Raw genomic sequence first — 25516 nt, forward strand, 5'->3', positions numbered from 1 at the left:
GAACGCCCCGTTCGGGGCATTCGTGGGCAGGCGGCGGTTACTCCACCGCTTTCACCATGTCTTCCAGCACTTTCTTCGCGTCGCCGAACACCATCATCGTGCGATCCATGTAGAACAGCTCGTTGTCCAGGCCCGCATAGCCCGAGGCCATCGAGCGCTTGTTCACGATCACCGTGCGCGCCTTATAGGCTTCCAGGATGGGCATGCCGGCGATCGGGGACTTCGGATCGTTCTTGGCGGCCGGGTTGACCACGTCGTTGGCGCCCAGCACCAGCACCACGTCGGTCTGCGCGAACTCGCTGTTGATGTCTTCCATTTCGAAGACCTGGTCGTAGGGCACTTCGGCCTCGGCCAGCAGCACGTTCATGTGGCCGGGCATGCGTCCGGCGACCGGGTGGATGGCGTACTTGACCGTCACGCCGCGTTCGGTGAGCTTGGTTGCCAGTTCCTTCAGCGCGTGCTGCGCGCGCGCCACCGCCAGGCCGTAGCCCGGCACGATGGTCACGCTTTCGGCGTTGGTCATCAGGAAGGCGGCGTCGTCCGCGCTGCCCGACTTGACGCTGCGCTGCTGGCCCGCGCCGGCATCCGCGCCGCCGCCCGCCTGGCCGCCGAAGCCGCCCAGGATCACGTTGAAGAACGACCGGTTCATCGCCTTGCACATGATGTAGGACAGGATTGCGCCAGACGACCCCACCAGCGAGCCGGCGATGATCAGCATCGGGTTGTTCAGCGAAAAGCCGATGCCGGCCGCCGCCCAGCCCGAGTAGCTGTTCAGCATGGACACCACCACCGGCATGTCCGCACCGCCGATCGGAATGATGATCAGCACGCCCAGCACGAAGGCCACCAGCGTCATGATGACGAAGGGCGTCCAGTCCTGCGTCAGCATGAACCACACGCCGCAGCCCAGCATCACGAGCGCCAGCGCCAGGTTCAGCATGTGCTGGCCGGGGAACACCACGGGCGCGCCCTGGAACAGCCGGAACTTGTACTTGCCCGACAGCTTGCCGAAGGCGATGACCGAACCCGAGAACGTGATGGCGCCCACGAACGTGCCGATGAACAGCTCGAAGCGGTTGCCGGTGGGGATCATCGACCCTGCCGCGACGATGCCGAAGGCATGCGGTTCGGCCACGACCGCGACGGCAATGGCGACGGCCGCCAGGCCGATCATGCTGTGCATGAAGGCAACCAGTTCGGGCATCTTCGTCATTTCGACGCGGCGGGCCATCAGCGTGCCGACGGTGCCGCCGACCAGCAGGCCCAGCAGGACCCAGCCCAGGCCGACCGTGGCGGTGCCTTCGCGGGCCAGGCCGACGATGAGCGCCGCGGTCGTCAGCACGGCGATTGCCATGCCGGCCATGCCGAAGGCGTTGCCCAGCCGCGAGGTGGTGGGATGCGACAGACCCTTGAGCGCCTGGATGAAGCAGACCGAGGCGATCAGGTACAGCAGGGTGACGAGGTTAAGCGAGATCATTTCGCTTCCTCCTTGCCCGGCTTGCGATCCTTTTTCTTGAACATCTCCAGCATGCGCCGGGTCACCAGGAAGCCGCCGAAGACGTTCACCGCGGCCAGCGCCACGGCGAACACGCCCATGCCGCGGGCCAGTCCGCCTTCGGTCAACGCGGCCGCCAGCATGGCGCCCACGATGATGATGGCCGAGATGGCGTTGGTGACCGCCATCAGCGGCGTGTGCAGGGCGGGGGTGACGTTCCACACGACGTGGTAGCCGACATAGATGGCCAGCACGAAGATGATGAGGTTCATCAGGGTGGGGTTGATCGCTTCCATGTTCAGGTCCTCCGCGTCACATTGCCGCCTTCGCACACCAGGCAGGCCGCCACGATTTCATCGTCGCGCTGGATTGCCAGCGCGCCGTCCGCATTGATGATGAGCTTCAGGAAGTCCAGGATGTTGCGCGCGTACAGCGCGGACGCATCGGTGGCCACCAGACCGGGCAGGTTGGTCAGCCCGATGATCGTCACGCCGTGCTTCTCCACGACCTGGCCTTTCTCGGACAAGGGGCAGTTGCCGCCGCGTTCGACGGCCAGGTCGACCAGCACCGAGCCGGGCTTCATGGCCGCGACGGTTTCCGCGGACACCAGCGTTGGCGCGGGACGGCCCGGGATCAGGGCCGTGGTGATGACGAGGTCCGCCTGCTTGCAGCGTTCGGACACCAGCGCCGCCTGCCGCGCCATCCAGCTGGGCGGCATGGCGCGCGCGTAGCCGCCTGTGCCTTGGGCGATCTCGCGTTCCTCTTCGGTCTCGAAAGGCACGTCGATGAACTTGGCGCCCAGCGATTCCACCTGCTCGCGCGCGGCGGGTCGCACGTCGGACGCTTCGACCACCGCGCCCAGGCGCTTGGCCGTGGCGATGGCCTGCAGACCGGCTACGCCGGTGCCCAGGACCACCGCGCGCGCGGCTTTCAGGGTGCCCGCGGCGGTCATCATCATCGGGATCAGCCGGCCGTAATGGTGCGCCGCCAGCAGCACGGCCTTGTAGCCGGCCAGGTTGGCTTGCGAGGACAGCACGTCCAGGCTTTGGGCGCGCGTGATGCGGGGGGCGGCCTCGAGCGCGAATCCGACCAGTCCTGCACCGGCCATCTGCTCCAGGCCTTCGGCATCGAACGGATCGAGCATGCCGATCACGACCGTGCCGGGCTTCATGTGCGGTAATTCCGCGGCGGAGGGCGCACGAACCTTCATGACCAGTTCGGCGCCCAGGGCATCCTGGGCGGAACCGAGCGTGGCGCCCGCGGCCTCGTAGGCGTCGTCCAGATAGCGGGCCGCAGTGCCTGCGCCACGCTCTACGACAACGGTGTGTTTGCCGCCTACGTACTTCTTGACGGTTTCCGGTGTTGCTGCGACACGGGTTTCCCCGTCTCGGGTTTCTTTTGGTATCCCGATGTGCATCGACGCCTCTCCTAGAAGGTTCGCCGTAGTTATACACGGGAATGGCACCGGCACGCTGCCCTGGCTTCGCCTGCATGCTGCGCATCCGGATCGCGCCCATTCGACGTAGGATGGGTGGAGCGCGAGAGTCCTTGCGCAAGAATGCCGGTTTCCAGCGCGCGCAACCCATTAAGCGGACGCTGCGTTGTGGCTGAAACCGCTAAAAATTCACCGTTGCTTGATGGGTTGCGCGCGCTCGATAATTGAGTTCTTGCTTAAGGATTTTCGCGCTTCACCCATCCTACGGCCCGAATTGAATCGAAAAAAAAAGCCCCATGGCGAACCATGGGGCTTCGGGTCTTTCAACCCACTTGCTCCGGCCAGTCTTACCACGCCGCTGGCCGGCTACTTGCGTGCAGGCGTCCGGCGTCAGGCCGTCTGCGCGCGAGTCCAGTTGATCAGCGCGGCGGTCAGGTCGCGCAGATCGGCCTTCAAGCGGCCGTAGTTTTCGGTCGGACGCAGCGTGACCTCATCCATATACAGCTTGCGGTTGATTTCGATCTGCAGGCTGTGGCGGCCTTCTTCGGGGCGGCCGAAGGCGCGCACCAGTTCCACGCCCTTGTAGGGATCGTTCACCGTGACGTTGTAGCCGCGCTCGCGCAGCCACGCCGCGATGAATTCGCGGAAGGCCGGGTCGCTGGTGCTGCCGTCGCGGTCGCCCAGCACGAAGTCGGGGTGGACCAGGCCGGGACGGTCGGTGGCGAAGGCGCCGGCGACGCTGGGCATGGAGTGGCAGTTGATGTGCCAGACCTTGCCGAACTTCTGGTGGGCGGCGTCCAGCACCTTGCCCAGCGCGGCGTGGTAGGGCTTCCAGCAGGCGTCGATGCGGTGGCGGACTTCTTCGACCGTCAGCTTGCGGTTGTAGAGCGGGGTGCCGTCGTCCAGCATGCGCCAGATCAGGCCCTTGCCCAGCTTGACCTTGGGCGAGGCGTTGATGGCGTCGGGCCAAGCCGCGTCCAGCAGCAGTTCATCGATCTCGTCGGGCGCGCGGTTGGCGTCGATGTAGGCGCGCGGAAAACCGGCGGCGATCATCGGCACGCCCATTTCCATGGCGTCGCCCCACAGGTCGTCAACCCAGGTGTCCTCGGCAGTGCGCAGTGCGCCAAAGTCCACCGCGGCCGCGAAATCGGGAGGGTAGGCGGTGCCACTGTGCGGGGAGTCCAGCACAAGCGGGGCCGAGGTTTCCGAATCCGGATATTGCTGCGGAAGGTCGAGCCGGTAAGACAGGGGTTGGGTAATTCGCATATTGGGGTCTTGCGTTCGTGAATCGGAGGCGCCCGCCCGCGCAAGCCTGCGCGGGCGGGGCCGAAGACCGCTTAGTCGATCTTCACGTTGGCTTCTTTGGCGATGCGCTTGTTCTTGGCGATTTCCGCCGCGATCTGCTTGCCAAAGTCGGCCGAGCTGTTGGCGGCCGGTTCGGCGCCCAGTGCTTCCAGGCGCGTCTTGACGTCAGCTTCGGCGCTAACCTTCTGCACCGCTGCGTTCAGCTTGGCCAGGATGGGTTCCGGCAGCTTGGCCGGGGCGACCAGGCCGAACCAGGACGCGTCGTTCACGGCCGGCAGGCCGACTTCGGCGAACGTGGGCACGTCGGGCAGGCTGGCGACCCGCTTGGGCGCGGCAACCGCCATGGCGATCAGGCGGCCGGATTGCACGTGCGGCAGGGTCGAGGGCAGGTTGTCATACATGACGTCGACCTGGCCGGCCAGCGCGTCGTTCAGCGCCGGGCCCACGCCACGGTAAGGCACGTGCATCAGGTCGGTGCCCGAGGCCATCTTGAACAGTTCGCCCATCATGTGCGAGACCGAACCGTTGCCGGCGGACGCGTACGTCAGCTTGCCCGGCTGGCTCTTGGCCAGCTTGATGAAGTCGGCCATGTTCTTGGCCTGGACCTTCGGGTTGATCGTCATGATGTTCGGCACGGCGGCCAGGTTCGAGATGGGGGTGAAGTCCTTCTCGCCATCGAACGGCAGGTTCGGGTAGATGGCCGGGTTGATGCCGTGCGTGCTGACGGTGGCGATGCCCAGGACATAGCCGTCCGGCGCGCTGCTGGCGACGAAGGCGCTGCCGATCGAGCCGCCGGCGCCGCCGCGGTTTTCCACCACGACGGTCTGGCCCAGTTCCTTGCCCAGCTTGTCCGCGAACAGGCGGCCGACGATGTCGGTGGTGCCGCCGGGCGGGAAGGGGACGATCAGGCGGATGGGCTTGCTCGGATACGCGTCTTCCGCGTGTGCGATACCCGAGGTCAGCGGCATGGCCAGGGTCGCGGCGGCGACACACAGGCCCAGTACTACGTTACGGCGTTGCATGAATTCCCCTAATAAATGGAAAGCGGATGCGCAAAGGCAGACGCAAACGCAACGATTCTTTCCTGGCGAGGCGGTTTGCGCAAACGAAAGTTTCTCCGTAAGCTATGACTTTTTTTCATGCCTCTCTTGGGCCAGCATCGTTGGGACGTTACTTTTGTGTAACTTTCTTGTTGCTTTTCAATGGGCCGGAGGCAGCGGGGATCATCCCCCGATCAAGCCCCGCTGGGGCAGGAGCCCCACGCTTAGTGGGGGCTACACATGCGACGTTTCTGTCCCTCATTAACGGATCTTCAGGCATTCGAGGTCGCGGCGCGCCACAGCAGCTTCACGCGCGCGGCGCAGGAATTGTGCGTGACGCAGGGCGCCGTCAGTAAACAGGTGAAACATCTGGAAGAGTTCGTCGGCGTCGAACTATTCCTGCGGATCAGGCAAGGCCTGGTCCTGACCGAGGCCGGCCGCAGTTATCTGACCAAGATCCAGGCGGGCCTGGGCCAGATCGAGGCCGCCACCGTGGAGCTGATCGCGCACCAGGGGCAGGGCGGCACGCTCAACCTGACCTGTATGCCGACCTTCGGCGCGCGCTGGCTGATCCCGCGCCTGACGGCGTTCATGCGCCTGCGCCCGGACATCCACGTGGAGTTCCTGCCGCACCGCCAGGGCTACGACTTTTCAACGCCCGAACTGGATGCCGCCGTGCGCTTCGGCGAAGGCTTGTGGCCCGGCAGCGGCTCGGACTACATCGTCGGCCGCGAAATCGTGCCCGTCTGCAGCCCGCGCCTGATCCCGGGTGGCTGTCCGTCGCCCGAGGCCTTGCTGGCATATCCGCTGCTGCACCACACGTCGGCGCTGGAGGGTTGGCGCGACTGGTTCGAGCAGGCCGGCTGCGACACGCGGCGCAGCCTGGAAGGGGCGCGTTTCGATCAATACGCGCTGCTGTCCCAGGCGGCGGCCGCCGGCTTCGGCGTGGCGCTGATCCCGCGTTGCCTGATCGAAGATGAATTGCGCGACGGCAAGCTGGCCGTCGCCATCCAACTGCCCATCCGCGCGCGCATGGGCTATTACCTGTGCTATCCCGAGCAAAAGGCCAACCTGCCCACCTTGCAGGCTTTCCGGGCCTGGCTGATGGAAGTGTCGCGGGCGGCGGAGCCGCAGCCGCGGGAAGACGCGCTGTCCGAACTAAAATGATCGCATCATGAGTCAAATATCTAGCAAGAAAGGCCGCGTTGTCGTCGGCATGTCGGGCGGGGTCGATTCGTCAGTCACGGCCTGGCTGTTGAAGCAGCAAGGCTATGACGTCGTCGGCCTGTTCATGAAGAACTGGGAAGACGACGACGATTCCGAATACTGTTCGACCCGCCAGGATCTGCTGGACGCGGCCAGCGTGGCTGATCTGGTCGGCGTCGACTTCGAGTTCGTCAACTTCGCCGCCGAATACAAGGACCGCGTGTTCGCGGAGTTCCTGCGCGAGTATTCCGCCGGCCGCACGCCCAACCCCGACGTCCTGTGCAATGCCGAGATCAAGTTCAAGGCCTTCCTGGACCACGCAATGGCGCTCGGCGCCGAACATATCGCCACCGGCCACTACGCGCGGGTGCGCGAGGTGCCGGCCGAGGGCGGCGGCACGCAGTTCCAGTTGCTCAAGGCGCTGGATGCGTCCAAGGACCAGAGCTACTTCCTGCACCGGCTGAACCAGGCGCAACTGTCGCGCACCCTGTTCCCGCTGGGCGAGATCCACAAGACCGAGGTGCGGCGTATCGCGCACGAGATCGGCCTGCACAACGCCGCCAAGAAGGATTCCACGGGGATCTGCTTCATCGGCGAACGGCCGTTCCGCGAATTCCTGAACCGCTACCTGCCGACCGAACCGGGGCCTATCCTGACGCCCGAAGGGCAGAAGGTCGGGCGCCACGAAGGCTTGTCCTTCTACACGCTGGGCCAGCGCAAGGGCCTGGGCGTGGGTGGCGTGAAGGGACGCCAGCGCGAAGACGGCACGGCCGAAGCCTGGTACGTGGCGCGCAAGGACCTCGAACGCAACATCCTGTACGTGGTGCAGGGGCACGACCATCCCTGGCTGCTGTCTGGCCAGTTGCAGGCGCAGGACGCCAGCTGGGTGGCGGGGCATCCGCCGGCCATCGCCGGTTACGGCGCCAAGACGCGCTATCGCCAGGCCGATGCGGCCTGCCGTTTGGACCAGGCCGAAGGCGCCACCTTCGCGCTGGATTTCGCCGAGCCGCAATGGGCTGTCACGCCCGGCCAGTCGGCCGTGCTTTACGATGGCGAGGTTTGCCTGGGCGGCGGGATCATCCTGTAATGCACGCGGGTCCGTCCTGATCGGACCCTGACAAGGCCCCGCAGGCGCGATGCCGGCGGGGCCTTCGCTCATGACAAGCAAGAAACCGAACAATAAAAGAGGAGACGGTTGTGGATGTGACGATGTTGATTTGCCTGCTGGTGCTGGGGGCGGTGGTGGGTTTTGCGGCGGGTCTGCTGGGCATTGGCGGCGGGATGGTGCTGGTGCCTTTCCTGACGATGCTGTTCGCGTGGCAAGGCATGCCGCCTGAACTGGTCGTGCACGCGGCGATCGCGACGTCCATGACGTCCATCCTCTTCACCTCCGTGTCCAGCGTCAGGGCGCATCAACAGAAGGGCACGATCAAGTGGCCGATCGTGTGGGCGATGGCGCCAGGCATCATCGTGGGCGGGCTGCTGTCGGGCGGGGCGGTCTTCGCCGCGCTCAGCACGCTGTGGCTGTCGCTGTTCTTCTCGCTGTTCGTGGGCTATTCCGGCTGGAGCATGCTGCGCAACAAGAAGCCCAAGCCGGCGCGACAGATGCCTGGCGTGGTCGGCACCAGCGCGGCGGGCGCCGGTATCGGCTTCCTGTCGGGGCTGGTCGGCGCGGGCGGCGGGTTCCTGTCCGTGCCTTTCATGGTCTGGTGCAACGTGGCCTTGCACAACGCCGTGTCCACGTCAGCCGCGCTGGGCTTTCCCATCGCGCTGGCCAACAGCGTGGGTTATGTGGTGTCGGGCCTGAACGAAGGGACTTCGCGTCCGGGCATGCTGGGCTACATCTATTGGCCGGCGCTGGTGGCGCTGGTGTGCACCAGCGTGCTGACGGCGCCGCTGGGTGCGCGCATGGCGCACCGCCTGCCGGTGCAGACCTTGAAGCGGGTATTCGCCTGCCTGCTGTTCGCGCTGGCCGCCTACATGCTGTTCAAGGCCTGGCAGACCTTCGCGGCGCAATAGGACGGAATTTCGGGGCGCAGAAATGCAAACCGGCCGCATTGCGCGGCCGGTATTCAGGTGCCCTGCGGGGCTGCCTGCGTGGAGCGGCCCGTGCGGAACGGGCTGTCCGGGACCGCCCTCAGGCGGTCTTGGGGATGGTGTCGATGAACGATTGCCGCTGCGACAGCTTGTCGTACAGGCGGGCAAGGTTCGAATGGTTGACGCGCCAGTCGAGCGAGGCGAAGCGCAGGTCCAGGTAGCCCAGCGCGCAGCCCACGGCGATGTCCGCCAGGCTGTAGTTGATGCCCATACAGTGGGCGTTGTCGCCCAGGCTCTTGTTCATGGCATCCAGGCTGGCGTGGATCTTGCTGTACTGGCGCTCGATCCATTCGGGGCTGCGTTGCGCCTCGGGACGCTGGTTTTCCTTCACGATGGCCACGCAAGCGTCCAGGAGGCCATCGGCGATGGCTTCCCAGCATTTCACGGCGGCACGGTCGCGGCCCGGCTGCGGAATCAGGCGGGCGACGGGGGACAGGGTGTCCACGTATTCGACGATGACGCGCGAATCGAACAGCGCGCCGCCGTCTTCCATGACGAGGCAGGGCACTTTGCCCAAGGGGTTGTACGTTTGGATCTGCGTGTCGGCGGACCAGACGTTTTCGAGTTCAAGCCGGTAGTCCAGCTTTTTCTCGGCCATGACGATACGCACCTTGCGTACGTATGGACTGGTAAGCGAGCCGATCAGTTTCATGGAGTCACAAGCGGAGTCGAAAAGCGGCCGAAGTATAGCAGGCCGGCTGAACGTCGAACCGTCCGCTGGCCGGAATCTTCGCCAGTTTGCCACAATGTTGCATTCCCCCGGATGATAAAATCGTCGGGTTTTCCCATCCGTAGCCATTTCTTCTTCAGACCATGCAAATCGCCGATCAATTGAGCCAACTTAATGCCCTTTCGCCATTGGATGGCCGTTACGCTTCCCGGGGCGACGCGCTGCGCGGTCTGCTGTCCGAGGCCGGCTTCATGGCGCACCGCGTCGAAGTCGAGGTGGCGTGGCTGGTCGCCCTGTCCGACGCCGGCCTGCCCGAGCTGCCCGCTTTCTCCGCGGCCGCCCGTCAGCGCCTGCAGCAGCTGGTGCAGGATTTCTCGGAATCCGACGCCGCCCGCATCAAGGACATCGAGCGCGTCACCAACCATGACGTGAAGGCTGTCGAGTACTGGCTGAAGGAAAAAGTGGCCGATGACGTCGAGCTGGCCCGCGCCGCCGAATTCATCCACTTCGCCTGCACCTCCGAAGACATCAACAACACCTCGCACGCGCTGATGCTGTCGCGTGCGCGTGACCAGGTCGTGGTGCCGCGCCTGCGCGAGCTGGCCGCCAAGCTGAACGACATGGCCGTGGCCCAGGCCGACCAGCCAATGCTGTCGCGCACCCACGGCCAGCCGGCCAGCCCGACGACGCTTGGCAAGGAATTCGCCAACGTGGCGGCGCGCCTGAATCGCGCCATCGCCGCCGTCGAAGCAGTCGAGCCCCTGGCCAAGCTCAACGGCGCCACCGGCAACTACAACGCCCACCTGTCGGCCTATCCGGAAATCGACTGGCCCGCGTTCAGCCAGCGCGTCCTGGCCGGCCTGGGCCTGACCCAGAACCGCCACACCATCCAGATCGAACCGCATGACTGGATGTCGGCCCTGTTCGACGCCATCACGCGCGCCAACATCATCGTGCTGGACCTGGACCGCGACGTCTGGGGCTACGTGGCGCTGGGCTACTTCAAGCAGCGCCTGAAAGACGGCGAGGTCGGTTCGTCGACCATGCCGCACAAGGTCAACCCGATCGACTTCGAAAACTCCGAAGGCAACCTGGGCCTGGCCAACGCCGTGCTGCGCCATCTGGCCGACAAGCTGCCGATCTCCCGTTGGCAGCGCGACCTGACCGACTCCACCGTCCTGCGCAACCTGGGCGTGGGCCTGGGCTATTGCCTGGTGGCGTGGGATGCGTGCATGCGCGGCCTGGGCAAGCTGGAAGTCAACACGGCCGCCATTGATGCCGACATCGACGCGTGCTGGGAAGTGCTGGCCGAGCCGGTGCAGACCGTCATGCGCCGCTACGGCCTGCCGCAGCCGTACGAACAGCTCAAGGCCTTGACGCGGGGCAAGGGCATTACCGAGGAAGCTCTGCGAGAATTCATCCAGGGCCTGGCGCTGCCGGACGAGCCGAAGGCCCGTTTGCTGGCGATGACCCCGCGTTCGTACATCGGACTGGCTGCAGAGCTGGCCCGGGCGGTATAGTCGCCATGCCGCGCGCGCAAGGCGCGCGGCATTGTTGTTGTCCTTACGGGAGATTGCAATGAAGAAGTTGTCCACGCTTGTCGCGTTGGCCTGTATGACGGTGGGGCCGTTGTTGGCGACCAGCGCCTCGGCGCAGTTCGCCAAGCCGGAAGACGCGGTCAAGTACCGCCAGTCGGCATTGACGCTGATGGCTTCGCACTTCGGTCGCATGACGCCGGTGGTCAAGGGTCAGGCGCCCTATGACGCCGCGCAGATCAAAGCCAACGTTGAAGTGCTGAAGACGTTGGCCGCATTGCCGTGGGCAGCTTTCGGTCCGGGTACGGAAGGCGGCGACGCCCGCCCCGAGATCTGGAGTGACGCGGCCGGCTTCAAGCAGAAGCAGCAAGCGTTCCAGGACAATATCGTGAAGCTGTCGGCCGCGGCCGACGCGGGCGATCTGGACAAGCTGCGCGCGGCCTTCGGCGACGTGGGTGCAAGCTGCAAGGCCTGCCACGACGCCTACCGCAAGAAGAAGTAAGCCACGCGCGGGCAGCCTTAGGGCGGCCTGTCAGCGCTGAACGAAAAAAGCCCCTCGTTTTTTCGAGGGGCTTTTTGTTGCGAGTTCGCGGGCGGTTCAGGAAAAAGACATGTCCGCGACCACTTCCAGGGACCGTATCCACAGCACCAGGCCCGTCACGCAGGCGCCCAGCAGCAGCGCGCGCACCCAGACTGCGATGCCGTCCTGGGCGGGCGGCGTGCCGGCCGGCAAGTCCTTGGCATCGACGTCGCCGGTGATGATGGCGCGCACCAGGCGCTTGCGGCGCACCACGGCATACCAGACGACGGCCAGCAGATGCAGCGCGATCAGGCCGATGATGACCCATTCGTTGAGCTTGTGCCAGGACGTCAGCAGCCCCGAGGTGGCTTCGCTGACGTGTCCGAACAGCGGCCCTTGCGTCATGATGTCGTCGGTGGTGAACAGGCCGCTTGCGGCCTGGAAGCCGATGACCAGCAGCAGGGCCAGCACCGATAGTGCGCCCAGCGGGTTATGGCCGGCCGGCGCGGCGGCGCCCTTCAGGTACCGGGCCACCGCGGCGGGGCCGCGCACGAACTGGCTGAAACGGGCGTAGCGCGGGCCGACAATGCCCCAAAGCAAGCGGAAGATGATCAGGCCCAGCGCCGTACAGCCGAAGCGCACGTGCCAGTCCATGTACAGGCCGCCCAGTTTCACGCTGACGAACGCGCCGACGATGCAGACGACAAGCGCCCAGTGAAAGAGACGGGTGGGAAGGTCCCAGATGCGGATCGCGAGTCGGTTGTTCTGCATGGTTGAGCTGCGTGGACGGATTGCCTGCGAATTTATCACGGGCAAAAAGCAATCGCCGCGCATGAAGCGCGGCGATTTTGGCATGGATCAATGCGTGGTGCGGCGCACGGGTTCGATGCGGTGCACGTGCTCGTGGCGGAAGCGGATGCGCTGGCCAGGCACCTTCTGCGTGGACGAGCCGCAAGGCACGACTTCAGTGGTGTAGGTCGTCGTGCCGTCGATCGGCGCGTTGAAAATGACCGTCGCACGGATGGCGGGGCCGTTGGTCGGCTGCAGGTAGACGATGTCGCCGATATGGATCGGGGTGTTGTCCAGCGTCGTATGGGCCGGGCGTCGGATCAGGTCCGAGGTAGTGAAACGAGTATTCATGGTGTTTGTTCTCTTAGGTTCTAGTTATTAGAAAGCTGCGTGGTGTGCATGCCGCGCAAGATGTGGGCGTAACAAAAGCGCCTCGCATCTGGTCGTTCGCCATGTCCGGCCGGGTTGATTCGGACAGGCATGCATGACACTAACGCATAAGTATTGCCGTCCCTTTGCGCATTCTCATATTTTTGCGTGCGCGGGTAACGGTTTAATGCCGCTGTTTGATGCCGACCGTCAGTCCAAGACGGCATCGGTTCGGGCCAGGTGGCGGGCATGTTCGGTGCATGCGCTCTTTAGGCCTGAGGGGCCGCGCAGAGTGGGTTGGCTCTGGCGGTTGCTGTGCGGCTGTCGTCGTTGGGTCGACTTGGGCCGCAGCGTAATCCTGTTGCTTCTGGCCAAGCCGGACTGGCGGTTTGGCGAAGGTGCTGTGGGCGGCTTCGAGGCTGCTTGCGTCGGATTCCGCCATTCAGGTTCAGTGCCTGGGCGTTGATCGATTCAGCACGCTGGCCATCATGGCCGTCGCTGCATTCGGAGCTGCTTTGATTGTGGAAGTTGCGCGGGTAGTGCGCGACTTTCGTGTCGGAGCCGGGATTTGCGTTTTGGCGTTGTGGGTTTTCGCAAATCGGATCGGAATCCGAGTGGCTCATCGGCAGTCAATAACGTTCAGTCATTGGCGGTGAATCAAGCCGGGTAGTTCTTGTGTGTTGTGTTTCTTGAGTGTTTCTACAGATTCGTGTAGAAAGACCTCAACCATCGATATTATCGCAGGTCGATGGGTTTTGCAAGTCTTTTTTGAAAGGGGGCGCATAGCCCCCTTGGTCGTCAGTGCGCGGCAGGGCGGGCCTGGCGCTGGGCCTCGATGATCAGGCCTTCCAGGCGCGGCGACATCCTCAGCGCCACCTGCGCGCCCATCGTGCCGTCCGGCTGGCGCTCGGTTTCCAGCGCCAGGCCGATGCGTTCGTCGTTGAACGCGTCGGGGGCCGCCTCGATCTCGACGTAGCGGGCAAGCAGCGCGTCGACGGCCTTCTGGGCATCCGCCAGGGCTTCGTCCGACAATTGGCCATGCCCCAGGTACTGGTTCACGACGCGCGCCAGATCGTCCATGAAGAACAGCAGGGCGGCTGCGCCGCGGCAATCAGGCTGGGTGAACCCCCAGGAGGCGGAAGTAGCGTTTTGGGTCATCGTTGAAGCAAAGCCAGTGTTGCGGGCGGCCGATAGCACGGCCGGATCGGGCATTTTAAGGGATCAGGCAAGGGGAGGCGGCCGTGCGCCTGCATGGTGCATACTTCCACCCCTCATGATCCGATCCGCCCGACTCTCCGACCTGGCCTGCCTGGCCGATATCGAGCGCTCCGCCGCCGAGCGCTTCCGCGGTACCGCCCTGGCCTGGGCTGCCGATGGCGACACGCTGCCGTCACAAGAATTGGCCGCGGCCCAGGCTGCCGGCCTGCTGTGGGTCGCGCAGCCCGATGGCGAGGTGCGCGGATTCGCGTTGGCGCGGCCGATGGGTGGCGACTTGTTCCTGGCCGAAATGTCGGTGGCCTTGCCTTGGCAAGGGCGTGGTCTGGGCCGGGCGCTGTTGCAGGCGGTATTGGCGCATGCGCGGGCCGCGGGCGTTTACGGGGCGGTGGTGCTGACCACGGACTGGGAGCTGCCCTGGAATGCGCCGTTCTACCGGCGGCAGGGGTTTGCCGAGCTTTCGGCGCCGCTTGCGCCGCTGTTGCAGGCCCGGCTGCAAGCGGAGTCGGACGCGGGCTTCGATGCTGCGCGGCGATGCGCGATGGCCTACCCGTTGAACGCATGAGGGCCCGGACGGATCCCGGCCCGGCGCGTCCTGTGTCAACTCGCTTCGATCGCAACAAAATCCGCCCACCGATGGCTGCCGAAGGACGCTTCGGGATAATCTGCCCACGGGTGTCAGCCGTCGCCGCGGGGGTGGCTGCGGCCCTCGGGGCGTCAATCCCGCCACCTCAACCCCCTCATGCAAGGAGGACACGCATGTCACCATGGCGAGCCTGCCTGACGGGCCTGGCAATGGCTTCGATGCTGTTCATGACGGCCTGCGTCAATAAAGAGCCCCAGGAGCGGGTCGCGTTCATCCAGTTGCTGCAAGCGCGGGTAAGCAGCGACGCGTTGTTGCCCATCGGTGCGCTGACCAACGCCGAGAAGGACGCGATAGGCGACTACGCCGACGCGTATGAGGTCATTACCGATTTCCAGAAGGCGATGGCCGAGGCCGCTGCCCCGTTGCGCGAGGTGTTGGCGGTCGAGACGATCCGGTCGGTGGGCGACATTGTCGAGCGCAAGGCTGGCTTCGAGGCCGCCCGCAAGACTCTGGCAGATAGCGCGGGCAAGCTGCAGGATGCCCGCGCCAAGGCCGATCGCGCGCGCGCCGCGATGACGCTGCCGCCCGACCTGGCGCCCGTCTATGGCGGCGCGTATGACGAAGCCGTGACCGCGCCCGCCGCGGATCTGATGCAAGCCGCCACCCGGATGGACTCCGTGGCGCGCGACGCCGTGGGCGTGGCGGATTTCGTGGCCGCCCATGCCGCGGACATCCAGTTGGTGGACGGCCAGGCCCGCGTAGCCACGCTGACGCTCCAGCAGGAACTGAACCTGCGCCTGCAGGGGCTGAACGCGCAGTCCGACGGTTTGGCGCAAGCGCGTGAAACCGTCTTGCTCGCCGTGGCGCTGGGGGCCTGAACCCGCCGCAAGGCGGACGCTTTGTACAATGCGGGTCTCGCGGCGTTCGCCGTGCCTGGAACGGAATATGAGCCAATCAACCAGCTTGCACTACAGAACCTTTCTGCTCCTGCTCGTGGTGGTCACCATCGCGTTCGGCTGGCTCCTGTGGCCTTTCTACGGCGCCGTTTTCTGGGGCGCCATCCTTGCCATCATCTTTGCGCCCCTGCAGCGCAGGCTGGTCGCGCGTATCGGCGGACGCCGCAATCTTGGCGCATTCATCACCTTGCTGCTGGTCCTGCTGCTGGTCATCCTGCCGCTGGTCGCCATCAGCGGTTCGCTGGTGAGCGAAGGCGCAAACCTGTACCAGAGCATCAAGTCGGGCGAGTTGAACTTCGGCGCCTATTTCCAGCAAGCGATGGCTGCGTTGCCGCCGTCGGTGCATGACCTGCTGGCGCGCTTCGATCTGGCCGACATTCCCAGCCTGCAGGAAAAACTCAGCGCAGGCGCGATGCAGGCCAGCCAGTTCCTGGCGACCCAGGCCCTGAACATCGGACAGGACACGTTCCAGTTCGTGATCAGCTTCGGCATCATGCTGTATCTGCTGTTCTTCCTGTTGCGCGACGGTCCGCAACTGACGGCGCGCCTGAAGCGCGCCATGCCGCTGAGCGACGCGCACAAGCAGCACCTGTTCCGCAAGTTCACCACCGTCGTGCGCGCCACTGTCAAAGGCAACATCGCAGTGGCCGCGGCGCAGGGCGCGCTGGGCGGGATCATCTTCTGGATCCTGTCTATCCAGGGCGCGCTGCTGTGGGGCGTGATCATGGGCTTCCTGTCCCTCTTGCCCGCAATCGGCGCGGGCCTGATCTGGGCGCCTGTCGCGATTTACTTCCTGTTGACGGGCGCCATGGTCAAGGGCGCGGTGCTGATCGCGTTCGGCGTGCTGGTCATCGGCATGGTGGACAACGTGCTGCGTCCGATCCTGGTGGGCAAGGACACCAAGATGCCGGACTACGTGGTGTTGATCTCCACGCTGGGCGGCATGGCTTTGTTCGGCCTGAACGGCTTTGTGATCGGCCCGTTGATCGCCGCCTTGTTCATGGCTTGCTGGGACCTGTTCTCGCCCGCTTCGGAAGAGTTGCTGGGCAAGGCGGAAACGGCGCCGCCTCCCGCAGAGTAAGACACGTGGCGTGGCGCCTGCGGTGGCGGCGAGTCATCCGCAGGCACCGCGCCGGGTGTATGGTGTAGCAGCGTCGGCCTTTTCCGGCCGGCCTTTCGTGTCGACGTCGCCACTCAGGAGCGTGTTGCATATGGAATGGAAACTGCATCGATCGGGCTGGATCGAAGAGCGCAATTTTGATATCGAATTCGCCGAAACCCCCGAAGGCTTTCACACCCGCGTCCGCATCTTCGGATTCCCGGTGCTTGAAGACACCAAGCACGTCTACCCCAACGAGGCATTGGCGGAGAAGGGGGCGCTGACCTTGCTGAAAAGCCAGTTCACAGGCACCCCCGATCTGGAGGAGCAATAGCTCAGCGCAGCCGCAGCAGGTTGTCGCCGATCATCAGGTCGCGGTCCGGCCGCGGCTGGGTGCGCACCAGCCCTTGTTCCAGCGCCTGGCCGATGTCTTGTACGCCGGTCGCGTCATCCATGGCTTGCTCAAAGCTCTCTGCCCGCAGCCAGCCCAATTGGTGCCAGGATTGCGGCGCCTCCCAAACGTAGGCGATGAACTGTTCGCCGGTGCCGGGCTCGGCGTCGCGTGGCGGGATGTACAGGATGATCTCGTCCACGCCGTCGCCCGTCAGGTCGGCGAAGATCAGCCGGCAAGGCTGCGTTGCCGCCGTGTTCTGCGTGGCCGGGGGCGAGCACAGTTTCGCCCGGCCGGGTGAGTCGTCGCGCAGTGCGTTCCACCATGCGTCGGGTATCGCGCGGCCTGCCGGCGTGGTGGCGAACGCCGGTACGTCTGCCGGCGCGGGATCGGCCGCCGGCTGGCCGTTAGCCCGTTTCACGTCGTCCCAGCTGTAGTAGCTGCCTTTCAGGGCCTGCGCGGCCGCCAGCGCAATCTGCGGGTCCCGTGCATTGGCTGCGCCGTCGGCCAACTGTTGCAAGGCATCGCGGCCCCAATGGCCGTAGTCTTTGCCCATCGCGTGAAAACTGAACCGCTCCGGATCCAGGCGTCCGTCGACGATCCGCCGCAACTGGCTTTCCGCGGTCAGGCGCAGGGGATTGGCGAGCGGCGTGTTGATGGCCAGCAGCAGCCCCAGCGTGGCGAAGGCCGCGATCAGGTTGGTGGCGCCCAGGACGGCGTAGTAGCGCGTGGGCCGCAGCGCTGCCCAGGCGTAGCCCGCGCCGTACAGGACCAGCATCGTGCCGCCGGCGAGTCCCCACACACGTAGGACGGTCCAACCGTATTGCTCCACGCGGACGATGGCGCCGTAGAGGGCGACCGCGGCCAGCGGCAGCAGGCACACCATCGCCGCACGTAGCAGCCCCCGCAGGCGCGGCCCAAAGGGGGCGGCCTCGGGGCTGTCCTGCCAGGCGGCGTTGATGAGCTTGATCCAGGCCAGCGAGAATGCGATCAGCGCGCCGGCGGAAAGCTGGACGGCCTCCAGGCCCAGCGCCATGCGGGCAGCCAGCGCCAGCGTGAACGCCAGCCCCACGACGGTGACCAGCGGCAGCAGCCACGCATTCAACGTCAGCCAGGAACGTTGCAGCGTCTCGGTCAACGACGGGCGGCGGCGCACGCCCACCAGGCAGGCGGCCAGGATCATCGGCCAGGCGGCGAGCCGGAAGTGCGCGTCGTCGACGATGGCGCGGACGGCCTGGATGCCGATCATGGTGAACATGGCGCCCGCCGCGGTCAGCAGCAGGCATACCGCCATGGCTAGGCAAGCGGCCAGCGTCAGATGGACCGCCATGCGCCAGGTGGCGCGAAAGACGGCGGGGTAGTTCCAGTGCGGCTTGCCGGCGTCCAGGGCCTGGATCAACGGCAGCAGGATAAAGCCCGCGACGCCGGTCAGCAGCAGCGCCAGCGCCAGGTCATTGCCCTGCGGCCACCCGCCCAGTTCCTGCGGCAAAGAACCGCTCGCGGACGTCAGGCCGTAGGCCGTCAGGGCGGGCAGGATCAGCCCGTACGCCGCCAGCGCTGCCAGCCAGCGTCGACCGCTGCGCATCCCCGCGAGCAAGGCGCCCGCCAGCGGCGCCAGCGCGATCCACTGCAGCAGGAAGGCCAGGGCAAACGGGTGGTTCCAGGGCCATGCGCGCAGCGTCATGAGTTGGTGGAGGACGAGGCCGGACAGGGCGGCGAGGGCGCCGTAGATCAGCACGGTCTTGTCGGACGCGTCCAGCTTTTCGGAGGCGGATGATTCAGGGGACATATTGGTCATGGCGGCGATAGTAGCAACCTGTCGCCAACGAAGATGACCAAGCGTATCCGTCTGTCAGGAAGTCGTCGCATCGCCGAAAATTTCGGAGTAAATTGGGGACGCGGAGCGGGACGCCATCAGGCGGAACATCGCTTCGGAATACATAGCGGGAGGCGCATGCGACCAAGGGGGATAGGCGATGGCTGACGGCGAAAGCCTGGCTGGCGCGAAAGCTCGTCCGATGCATCGGTATTCCATGCGGACCGGTCTGCTGGCACTCGTTTTCACCTGTATTTCCCCCGCGCTGGTGGTGGCGTCGGTGGCTGTGTACGAAAGCTATGTCATCCAGAAAGAGCGCATCTTTCGCGACACCATCTTCCTGGCCCGCAACCTCACCGCCATTCTCGACCGCGAGTTGACCGGCGTCGAAGCCGGCGTGCAGATGCTGGCGACCTCGCCCGACCTGATCGGCGGGGACCTCGCAAGCTTCCATCAGCGTGCACGGGAATCGGTACGGTTCCAGATCGTGGACAGCTACGTCCTGACCGACCGCGACGGCAGGCAGATCCTCAACACGCTGGTGCCCTATGGCGCGCCCTTGCCCATGAGCGGCGCGCCGCAGGATTTGAGCCGGGTGTTCGAGACGCGCGCGCCGGTACTCAGCCGCTTGTTCACGGGCGGAGTGAGCCAACAGCCGACGATCGCACTGGGCGTACCGGTGGTGCGCGGCGATGCGGTCGTCTACAGCCTGAATGTGGGCCTGTCGCCCAGCCGTATCGGCAACGCATTGGGCCGCCGGGCGCTTCCGGACGGGTGGGTGGCGGCGGTGCTGGACAGCTCCGGGACGATCGTCGCCCGCACTCGAGACGCCGCGCGGTTCGTCGGGCAGAAGGCGGTTCCCACCTTGGCTCAGGCCGTGCAGCAGGAAAGTGAGGGGGCGCTTGAGACCACCACCAAGGAAGGCACCCCGGTCTACACCGCGTTCAGCCGGTCGGCGCTCTCGGGGTGGACTGTCGCGGCCGGCGCGCCCATGACCCTGTTGACGACGGATCTATACCGCTCGATTGCGTGGCTGGCCCTGGGCACGTTGTTCGCGTTCGGCTTGGGGCTGTGGTTGGCCTTGCGCCTGGCAAACCGTCTGACTTCTGCGGTGCAGGGGCTGGTCGGCCCGGCGCTTGCGTTGGGCGAAGGCCGCACCGTCGAGTTGCCGACCACCCCGGTGAAAGAGGCTCAGGAGGTCGGCACGGCGCTATTGCAGGCCTCGCGCATGTTGGCGCATGCTCAGCATCTGGCGCACTACGATCCGCTGACGGGGTTGTGCAACCGAGTGCTGTTCGGTGAATTGATCCTGCGTGAATTGGCGGTGGCGCAGCGCAGCGGCGAATCCTTCGCGATCCTTGCGATCGACCTGGACGGCTTCAAGGCCGTCAACGACCTGCACGGCCACGCCGCTGGCGATACGGTGTTGAAGGAAGCCGCGGACCGCATGGCGCGCGCGATTCGGGTGTCCGACGTGGCGGCCCGTCTGGGGGGCGACGAATTCGCCGTCTTGCTGATGGGCGTTGGCCAGGAAAACGCCCAGATCGTCGCTGAGGCGCTGGTCGAGGGCCTGTCGCTGCCTTATCCGGGTATCCGCGTGGCGGTGTCGGCCAGCGTGGGCATCGCCGTCTATCCGCATTCCGGCATCACGATGCTGCAACTGCTGGAGCGTGCCGACGTGGCGCTGTACAAGGCCAAGGGGCAGGGCAAGCGGCGGGTCGCGTCGGATCTGTGATGCCGGACACCGCCCCATCAACTGGGGGGAGGCGCTTGCTGCGGCGCCAGGGCGGTCAGCACTTCACCGGATTTCAGGCGATAGCGCTTGTCGCCCAGGGCGATGACGCGTTCGCCTTCCGATGTCCTGAGGATATAGCGCGTGGCCGCCGGCGGCGAGTCCACGGTCCCCGGATCATCCGCCTGCAAGAAAACCTCTATCCGATAAAGCCTGCCCGACTCCGTGCTGGCGAGCACATCGCTCAATCTGCGTATGGAAATGGCCATGCGGATGCTTCTCCCTCTTCATCGTTGTTTCAGTGGGTATAGCGCTTATCGGCATGGGTTTCCCCATGCCGGCAGGTCACGACTTCAACGCCTGGTATTCGTTACACTGCCCGCCTGACGCCGTGCCTGGTCTGCAGGCAATGCGGCGTGCAGCAACGAGCATGCGGAACGGTAATGCAAATTTCCCCTGGCCGGAATACGGCCACCTTCCTAGGTTTGCTGGCGATCGTGCTGTGGGGCACGGTCGTCGGGCTTATTCGTAGCGTCAGCGAAAGCTTCGGCGCCATCGGGGGCGCCGCGCTCATCTACACGGTGGGGTCGGTTTTTCTGGTGTGCTTGTTGGGCTTTCCGACGTTGCGCAGTTTTCCCCGGCGCTATCTCATCGTCGGCAGCCTGCTGTTCGTCGCCTACGAGATCTGCCTGTCTTTGTCGCTGGGTTTCGCACTTGATCGCGGGCAGGCCATCGAGCTTGGCATCGTCAACTATCTCTGGCCCTGCATGACGGTGGTGCTGGCGATGGTCATCAACGGCCAGCGCGCCAACGCATGGGTGGTGCCCGGGATTGTGCTGTCGGTCTGCGGCATCGTCTGGGTTGTGGGCGGATCGGGCGGACTGTCGTGGGAACGCACCTTGGCCAACGTATCGAGCAACCCCCTCAGTTATGGATTGGCATTCAGTGGCGCCATTATCTGGGCCGTTTACTGCAACGTGACCACGCGCTTTGCCGACGGCAAGAATGGCGTCGCGCTGTTCTTCATGCTGACTGCGGCGGCATTGTGGATCAAGTATGGCTTCAGCGCCGAGCCGGCGCTGGCGTTTACCGGACCCGCCACGCTCGAACTGTGCGTGACCGGCGGCGCGATGGCGGCCGGTTATGCGCTGTGGAACGTGGGAATACTCAAAGGCAACCTGACCTTGCTGGCCACGGCGTCCTACTTCACACCCGTGCTTTCCACCTTCTTCGCAGCCGTATGGCTGTCGACCCGCCTTGCTCCGCCGTTCTGGCAGGGCGTGGCGATGGTTACCGCCGGTTCGTTGTTGTGTTGGGCGGCGACGCGCGGCAAGCCCGCCCGGGGCGGATAGCCCTGGCGGGTTGCCCCGTGGAAGGAGGCGTCAGTCGATCAGCATGGTCTGGGCAACCGCGTAGCCCAGCGGGATCAACAACAGCGAAGCAAAGGTTGAACTGACAATCGCCGCCGAAATCTTCAGCCAGGGCTCGGGCCCCGCGCTTTGAATCGTTTGAATCACCAACGCGACGATACCCATAACCATAAAACAGCTGATAACCACTGCTACGTAAGTCATGTTGTCTCCGTCCTCGCCTGATTAAAGGGATGCGGCGCCGCTTGTGCGGTCTCTATGTTTGTACTGATTGTGCGCCTGTATTCGCGGCGTGGACCCTAGGGTTTTCCTGGCGGAAACCGTGGGGTGTGGCGTTTTTGCCTCGGGGTGTGCAGCATGGATTCATGTGCTTGCGCAGCATTTCGAACGGCGTTCGGCGCAGTGCTGTGGCTGGGCGGCTTTGCGCTACGATGGGGGCATCCCATTACTGAAAAGGCTGCCAGATGCCGCACAGATTGCGCCCCGGCACGCGTGCCACGCTACAGGTCAGGCAATTAATGCCCGGCGAGTTCGCGTGGATCATCACCTTGCTCGATCCCGAATCCGGTAATGTGCACAGCACCAATTATTCGGAAAGGCGCTATGCAAGCCAGGACGAAGCCTCTGCCGCCGGCAAGGCGGCCGTGATGGCATTTCTGGGCAGCGATGGCATAAATGGCCTGGATCTGCAAAAGGACGACAAGGCCAAGCCTTGATGCCGTCTTGCTCGACACCACGGGAAAGCCCTCGAAAGAGGGCTTTTTTGCGTCTGGCGCAATGATCACGCGGGTCCGGGAACGCTAATTGCTGTAAGGCGGGCGGCGCGTTTGACGCCGGAGGAGCTACACCATGACCCCATCCCCGCATCGAGAGCCCGGCCTGCCCGACGACCTGCCGCCGGACGATCCCTCGCTACCCGGCAACCTGCCGCCCGACGATCCGCTGCCGGATCCGAATCAGCCGCCTGATGATCCGCCGGCTCACGATCCCACACCCCCCGCCCCAGACCCGCGCCTGCCGGGCGCAATTGACCTGGCCTGAGCGCCAGCGTCGCAATGCAATGACAACCATGAGGAGTCCGTTATGCGTTCCATCTTGCTGTGGCTGATAGGCGTGCCTATTCCCATCATCATCCTGCTGGCGCTTTTCTGGCACTGACGTGCCGTCCGTTTCCCGCGCCGGAGCCGGCCCGACCAGGGCCCGCCAGCGGCGCGACAAAACAATCAACAAGGAATCACCATGGAAAACGCATCTTCATTGAGCCAGCCCTACGGCGGCGGCGTGCCTCCGCACGAATCGGCCGTCTCGGCGGTGTCCTGGGCCGCAGTGATCGCGGGCGCGGTGATCGCCGCCGCGCTGTCACTGGCGCTGTTCGCCGGCGGCACCGGCCTGGGCTTCCTGTCCGTGTCGCCGTGGGCGGATGAGGGCATGTCGGCCCCCGCGGTCGGCATCAGCATCATTGCGTGGATGCTGTTCACGCAGATCGTGGCCTACGGCATCGGTGGTTATGTGGCCGGCCGCCTGCGCACGAAGTGGGTGGATGTGCATTCGGACGAGGTCTATTTCCGCGATACGGCGCATGGCTTCCTGGTATGGGCGCTGAGTGCAGTGGTCAGCGCCGCGCTGCTGGGTTCGGCGATCGCTACCGTAGCCTCCGGTGCCGCCAAGACGGGTGCGACCGTGGCGGCAGGGGCGGGCGCAGCAGTCACGGCGACGGCCGCGGCCGGCGCAAGCGGTGGCGGCATGGACCGTGCGACCGACTACTTCACGGACACGCTGCTGCGTTCTGATCGCCCCGATGCGGGCGGCGATCGCAATACCGCGAGGGCCGAAGTGGGCCGCATCGTGGCAATGAGCCTGGCGCGTGGCGATATCGCGCCGGAAGACCGTGACTATGTGGTGAAGGTGGTGGCTGCACAAACCGGCGTCGAACCCGCCGTGGCGCAGCGCCGTGTCGAGCAGGCGGTCGCCAGTGCCAAGAAGGCGGCGGAAGACGCCAAGCAAAAGGCCAAGGAAGCCGCCGACAAGGCGCGCAAGGCCGCAGCCGCATTTGCGCTGTGGGGCTTTGCCTCCATGTTGATCGGCGCCTTTGTGGCGAGCCTCGCGGCAACCTGGGGCGGCAAGCGCCGCGACGCGTTGCGTCGCATTTGATGCTCGCCCTGCGTTACGTGTGATGGCGCGTGTGATGTCTGCTGTCATCGGCCACTGTGGTTTGCAGTGGTCGATGATGATTGGCCGGAGTTTGAACTGATCAAAGTCGTCGCCGCAAAGCAAAAGGCCCTCACCGAAGTGAGGGCCTTTTTGAATTCTTGGTGGCGCATCCCTGATTCGAACAGGGGACCTGCGGATTATGATTCCGTCGCTCTAACCGGCTGAGCTAATGCGCCATCTGGGTCTTGCTTTTCTCTTGCTTTTACTTTGCTTCTTTCTCGCCAATCAGTGCTTGTTTTGTAGCGCTGAGCAACGAAGAACGAAATTCTAGCACGAAACTTTTTTGCCATGCAAGCGGGGGAAAGGCAAAAATTTAAAGGCGTGTTTCAGGCGTCCCGGGCAAGCCGGATGCCCGAGAATTGCCAGCGCGCTTCCGGCGGGAAAAAATTGCGGTAGCTGGCGCGGATGTGATCGCGCGGCGTGGCGCAGGAGCCGCCCCGCAACACGTACTGGTTGCACATGAATTTGCCGTTGTATTCGCCGACTGCACCCGCGTCGGGTTTGTAGCCGGGGTAGCCGTCATAGGCGCTGGCCGTCCATTCCCAGGCGTCGCCGAACAACTGCACGGGGCCACCCGAGCCGTTGCGGGCCGGCGCGGGGCGCGGGTCCAGATGGCCGTTTTCCAGCATGTTCGCGCGGCCGGGAAACGCGGGGTCGGCCAGTTGCCGGGCGGCGTGTTCCCATTCCGCCTCGCGCGGCAGGCGCACGCGGGCCCAGCGCGCATACGCGTCAGCCTCGTAGTAGCTGACGTGGGTGACGGGCGCCTGCAATTCCAGGTCCTGCATGCCGCGCAGCGTGAACACGCGCCACTCGTCGCGCTGGCCCTCCCAGTACAGCGGGGCGCGCCAGCCTTCCGCACAGACGCGGTCCCAGCCGGCCGACAGCCACAGTTCGGGGCGCTTGTAGCCGCCGTCGCGGATGAAGGCCAGAAATTCGTGCTGCGTGACGAGGCGGTCGGCCAGATGGAAGGGGGCCAGCAGCACCTCGTGAGCGGGGCCCTCGTTGTCGAAGCCGAAGCCGCGGCCATCGTGGCCGATACGGCTGATGCCGCCGCCGTAGCGCGTCCAGCCCGCCGGGGTACCGGGGGGAAGGGCGGGCGATCCGGTGGCCACATACGCCGGTTTCAGCGGGTTGGCCGACAGCATATGCTTCACGTCGGTCAGGATCAGTTCCTGATGCTGTTGCTCGTGGTTCAGGCCCAATTCCAGCAGCGCGTCGAAGTCCGGGTCATTGCCGCCCAGGCGCGAGATCAAATCGTGCATGGCGCGGTCGACGTGTTGGCGGTACTGCAGCACGTCGGCCAGCGAGGGCCGCGAGAGCAGGCCGCGTTGCGGACGCGGATGCTTGGCGCCGATCGCGTTGTAGTAGGAGTTGAACAGCATCCGATACTGCGGGTGGAACATCGTGTACGGCGGATGGAATTGCGTCAGCAGGAAGGTCTCGAAGAACCAGGTGGTGTGCGCAAGATGCCACTTGACGGGGCTGCAATCGGGCATCGATTGCACCTGGCAGTCTTCGGGGCTGAGCGGCGCGGCAAGCGCCGTGCTGGTGGTTCGCACCGCGTCGAAGCGGTCGTGCTGGCCGGCCTGTCCGCTGGCATACGGTCCGGTGGCGGGGTGAGTCAGCAGGCAGGCAGGTTCCATGGCGATCCTCCAGTGGGCGTTGATGGGGTGTCCGCG

27 protein-coding genes and 1 tRNA gene are annotated in these 25516 nt (G+C 65.1%); 14 read left to right on the forward strand and 14 right to left on the reverse strand.

All coding sequences use genetic code 11. From position 1 onward, the window contains the following. Positions 1–37: 37 nt before the first annotated feature. The 5 genes from CEY09_RS24510 to CEY09_RS24530 form a co-directional block, all read right to left on the reverse strand. The gene (locus CEY09_RS24510) at positions 38–1477 is read right to left on the reverse strand and encodes an NAD(P)(+) transhydrogenase (Re/Si-specific) subunit beta (protein WP_006224973.1); all 1440 of its coding nucleotides are present in this window, start codon (positions 1475–1477) and stop codon (positions 38–40) included. Continuing rightward, positions 1474–1791, reverse strand: a complete 318-nt coding sequence (locus CEY09_RS24515) for an NAD(P) transhydrogenase subunit alpha part 2 (protein ID WP_006224972.1) — start codon at positions 1789–1791, stop codon at positions 1474–1476. Before CEY09_RS24515 ends, CEY09_RS24510 begins: the two co-directional genes overlap by 4 nt. A 2-nt stretch (positions 1792–1793) precedes the next feature. Next, positions 1794–2912, reverse strand: coding sequence for a Re/Si-specific NAD(P)(+) transhydrogenase subunit alpha (locus CEY09_RS24520; RefSeq protein ID WP_088590605.1), 1119 nt, complete (start codon positions 2910–2912; stop codon positions 1794–1796). Positions 2913–3320: 408 nt separating this feature from the next. After that, positions 3321–4196, reverse strand: a complete 876-nt coding sequence (locus CEY09_RS24525; protein WP_035213185.1) for an N-formylglutamate amidohydrolase — start codon at positions 4194–4196, stop codon at positions 3321–3323. A 71-nt stretch (positions 4197–4267) separates the two neighbouring features. After that, a complete protein-coding gene (locus CEY09_RS24530; RefSeq protein ID WP_006224969.1) occupies positions 4268–5257 on the reverse strand; it encodes a Bug family tripartite tricarboxylate transporter substrate binding protein in 990 nt (329 codons plus the stop codon). A gap of 258 nt (positions 5258–5515) precedes the next feature. Between CEY09_RS24530 and CEY09_RS24535 the strand changes: the two genes are divergently transcribed. The 3 genes from CEY09_RS24535 (at position 5516) to CEY09_RS24545 (ending at position 8500) form a co-directional block, all read left to right on the forward strand. Then, the gene (locus CEY09_RS24535) at positions 5516–6442 is read left to right on the forward strand and encodes a LysR substrate-binding domain-containing protein (RefSeq protein ID WP_035213183.1); all 927 of its coding nucleotides are present in this window, start codon (positions 5516–5518) and stop codon (positions 6440–6442) included. A gap of 7 nt (positions 6443–6449) precedes the next feature. After that, entirely contained in the window at positions 6450–7568 is a 1119-nt protein-coding gene (gene mnmA, locus CEY09_RS24540; protein ID WP_088590606.1) for a tRNA 2-thiouridine(34) synthase MnmA, read from the forward strand. Between the two features lie 110 nt (positions 7569–7678). Next, complete coding sequence (locus CEY09_RS24545) at positions 7679–8500, forward strand: sulfite exporter TauE/SafE family protein (RefSeq protein WP_088590607.1); 822 nt, start codon at positions 7679–7681, stop codon at positions 8498–8500. Positions 8501–8618: 118 nt separating this feature from the next. On the opposite strand, the gene CEY09_RS24550 is transcribed toward CEY09_RS24545, so the two are convergent. Further along, positions 8619–9230: a glutathione S-transferase gene (locus CEY09_RS24550; RefSeq protein ID WP_006224965.1), complete on the reverse strand. Its 612-nt coding sequence runs from the start codon at positions 9228–9230 to the stop codon at positions 8619–8621. 161 nt (positions 9231–9391) lie between these two features. Between CEY09_RS24550 and purB the strand changes: the two genes are divergently transcribed. Then, positions 9392–10768, forward strand: a complete 1377-nt coding sequence (gene purB, locus CEY09_RS24555; RefSeq protein WP_088590608.1) for an adenylosuccinate lyase — start codon at positions 9392–9394, stop codon at positions 10766–10768. Between the two features lie 58 nt (positions 10769–10826). Then, the gene (locus CEY09_RS24560) at positions 10827–11285 is read left to right on the forward strand and encodes a c-type cytochrome (protein ID WP_006224963.1); all 459 of its coding nucleotides are present in this window, start codon (positions 10827–10829) and stop codon (positions 11283–11285) included. A gap of 96 nt (positions 11286–11381) precedes the next feature. Here the strand turns inward: CEY09_RS24560 and CEY09_RS24565 are convergent, their stop codons facing one another. The 3 genes from CEY09_RS24565 to CEY09_RS24575 form a co-directional block, all read right to left on the reverse strand. Beyond that, positions 11382–12074, reverse strand: a complete 693-nt coding sequence (locus CEY09_RS24565; protein WP_088590609.1) for a cytochrome b/b6 domain-containing protein — start codon at positions 12072–12074, stop codon at positions 11382–11384. Positions 12075–12161: 87 nt separating this feature from the next. After that, positions 12162–12443 carry a hypothetical protein gene (locus CEY09_RS24570; RefSeq protein WP_006224961.1) on the reverse strand — a complete coding sequence of 94 codons (282 nt, stop codon included), beginning with the start codon at positions 12441–12443 and terminating at the stop codon, positions 12162–12164. 816 nt (positions 12444–13259) lie between these two features. Then, positions 13260–13619, reverse strand: a complete 360-nt coding sequence (locus CEY09_RS24575) for a hypothetical protein (protein WP_006224960.1) — start codon at positions 13617–13619, stop codon at positions 13260–13262. Positions 13620–13734: 115 nt separating this feature from the next. On the opposite strand from CEY09_RS24575, the gene CEY09_RS24580 reads away from it, so the two are divergent. The 4 genes from CEY09_RS24580 to CEY09_RS24595 all read left to right on the forward strand — a co-directional run bounded on the left by CEY09_RS24580 (position 13735) and on the right by CEY09_RS24595 (position 16651). Further along, positions 13735–14241 (forward strand): GNAT family N-acetyltransferase, encoded by a 507-nt coding sequence (locus CEY09_RS24580; protein WP_088590610.1) that lies wholly within the window; start codon positions 13735–13737, stop codon positions 14239–14241. A gap of 194 nt (positions 14242–14435) precedes the next feature. Then, positions 14436–15140 carry a DUF3053 family protein gene (locus CEY09_RS24585; protein WP_088590611.1) on the forward strand — a complete coding sequence of 235 codons (705 nt, stop codon included), beginning with the start codon at positions 14436–14438 and terminating at the stop codon, positions 15138–15140. 67 nt (positions 15141–15207) lie between these two features. Next, positions 15208–16299, forward strand: a complete 1092-nt coding sequence (locus CEY09_RS24590) for an AI-2E family transporter (RefSeq protein WP_088590612.1) — start codon at positions 15208–15210, stop codon at positions 16297–16299. Positions 16300–16429: 130 nt separating this feature from the next. Further along, complete coding sequence (locus CEY09_RS24595; RefSeq protein ID WP_006224956.1) at positions 16430–16651, forward strand: hypothetical protein; 222 nt, start codon at positions 16430–16432, stop codon at positions 16649–16651. Between the two features lies 1 nt (position 16652). On the opposite strand, the gene CEY09_RS24600 is transcribed toward CEY09_RS24595, so the two are convergent. After that, entirely contained in the window at positions 16653–18497 is a 1845-nt protein-coding gene (locus CEY09_RS24600; protein WP_234818391.1) for a DUF4153 domain-containing protein, read from the reverse strand. A gap of 187 nt (positions 18498–18684) precedes the next feature. On the opposite strand from CEY09_RS24600, the gene CEY09_RS24605 reads away from it, so the two are divergent. Then, positions 18685–20259 (forward strand): sensor domain-containing diguanylate cyclase, encoded by a 1575-nt coding sequence (locus CEY09_RS24605; protein ID WP_088590614.1) that lies wholly within the window; start codon positions 18685–18687, stop codon positions 20257–20259. A gap of 17 nt (positions 20260–20276) precedes the next feature. Here the strand turns inward: CEY09_RS24605 and CEY09_RS24610 are convergent, their stop codons facing one another. Beyond that, positions 20277–20525 (reverse strand): 6-phosphofructokinase, encoded by a 249-nt coding sequence (locus CEY09_RS24610; protein WP_088590615.1) that lies wholly within the window; start codon positions 20523–20525, stop codon positions 20277–20279. 174 nt (positions 20526–20699) lie between these two features. On the opposite strand from CEY09_RS24610, the gene yddG reads away from it, so the two are divergent. After that, complete coding sequence (yddG, locus tag CEY09_RS24615) at positions 20700–21608, forward strand: aromatic amino acid DMT transporter YddG (protein WP_088590616.1); 909 nt, start codon at positions 20700–20702, stop codon at positions 21606–21608. A 30-nt stretch (positions 21609–21638) separates the two neighbouring features. Here the strand turns inward: yddG and CEY09_RS24620 are convergent, their stop codons facing one another. Next, positions 21639–21830, reverse strand: a complete 192-nt coding sequence (locus CEY09_RS24620; protein ID WP_006224951.1) for a hypothetical protein — start codon at positions 21828–21830, stop codon at positions 21639–21641. A 314-nt stretch (positions 21831–22144) separates the two neighbouring features. Between CEY09_RS24620 and CEY09_RS24625 the strand changes: the two genes are divergently transcribed. From CEY09_RS24625 to CEY09_RS24635, 3 genes are all read left to right on the forward strand, one after another. Next, entirely contained in the window at positions 22145–22342 is a 198-nt protein-coding gene (locus CEY09_RS24625) for a hypothetical protein (RefSeq protein WP_234818392.1), read from the forward strand. A 133-nt stretch (positions 22343–22475) separates the two neighbouring features. Further along, entirely contained in the window at positions 22476–22667 is a 192-nt protein-coding gene (locus tag CEY09_RS24630) for a hypothetical protein (RefSeq protein ID WP_081534216.1), read from the forward strand. Positions 22668–22865: 198 nt separating this feature from the next. Further along, complete coding sequence (locus tag CEY09_RS24635; protein ID WP_088590618.1) at positions 22866–23777, forward strand: hypothetical protein; 912 nt, start codon at positions 22866–22868, stop codon at positions 23775–23777. Positions 23778–23936: 159 nt separating this feature from the next. On the opposite strand, the gene CEY09_RS24640 is transcribed toward CEY09_RS24635, so the two are convergent. After that, a tRNA-Met gene (locus tag CEY09_RS24640) sits at positions 23937–24013 on the reverse strand. 150 nt (positions 24014–24163) lie between these two features. Next, a complete protein-coding gene (gene egtB / locus CEY09_RS24645) occupies positions 24164–25480 on the reverse strand; it encodes an ergothioneine biosynthesis protein EgtB (protein ID WP_088590619.1) in 1317 nt (438 codons plus the stop codon). Positions 25481–25516 lie beyond the last annotated feature (36 nt).

Source organism: Achromobacter marplatensis, from assembly GCF_002209535.1.
In the GTDB taxonomy this organism is placed as follows: Bacteria; Pseudomonadota; Gammaproteobacteria; order Burkholderiales; family Burkholderiaceae_B; genus Achromobacter; species Achromobacter marplatensis.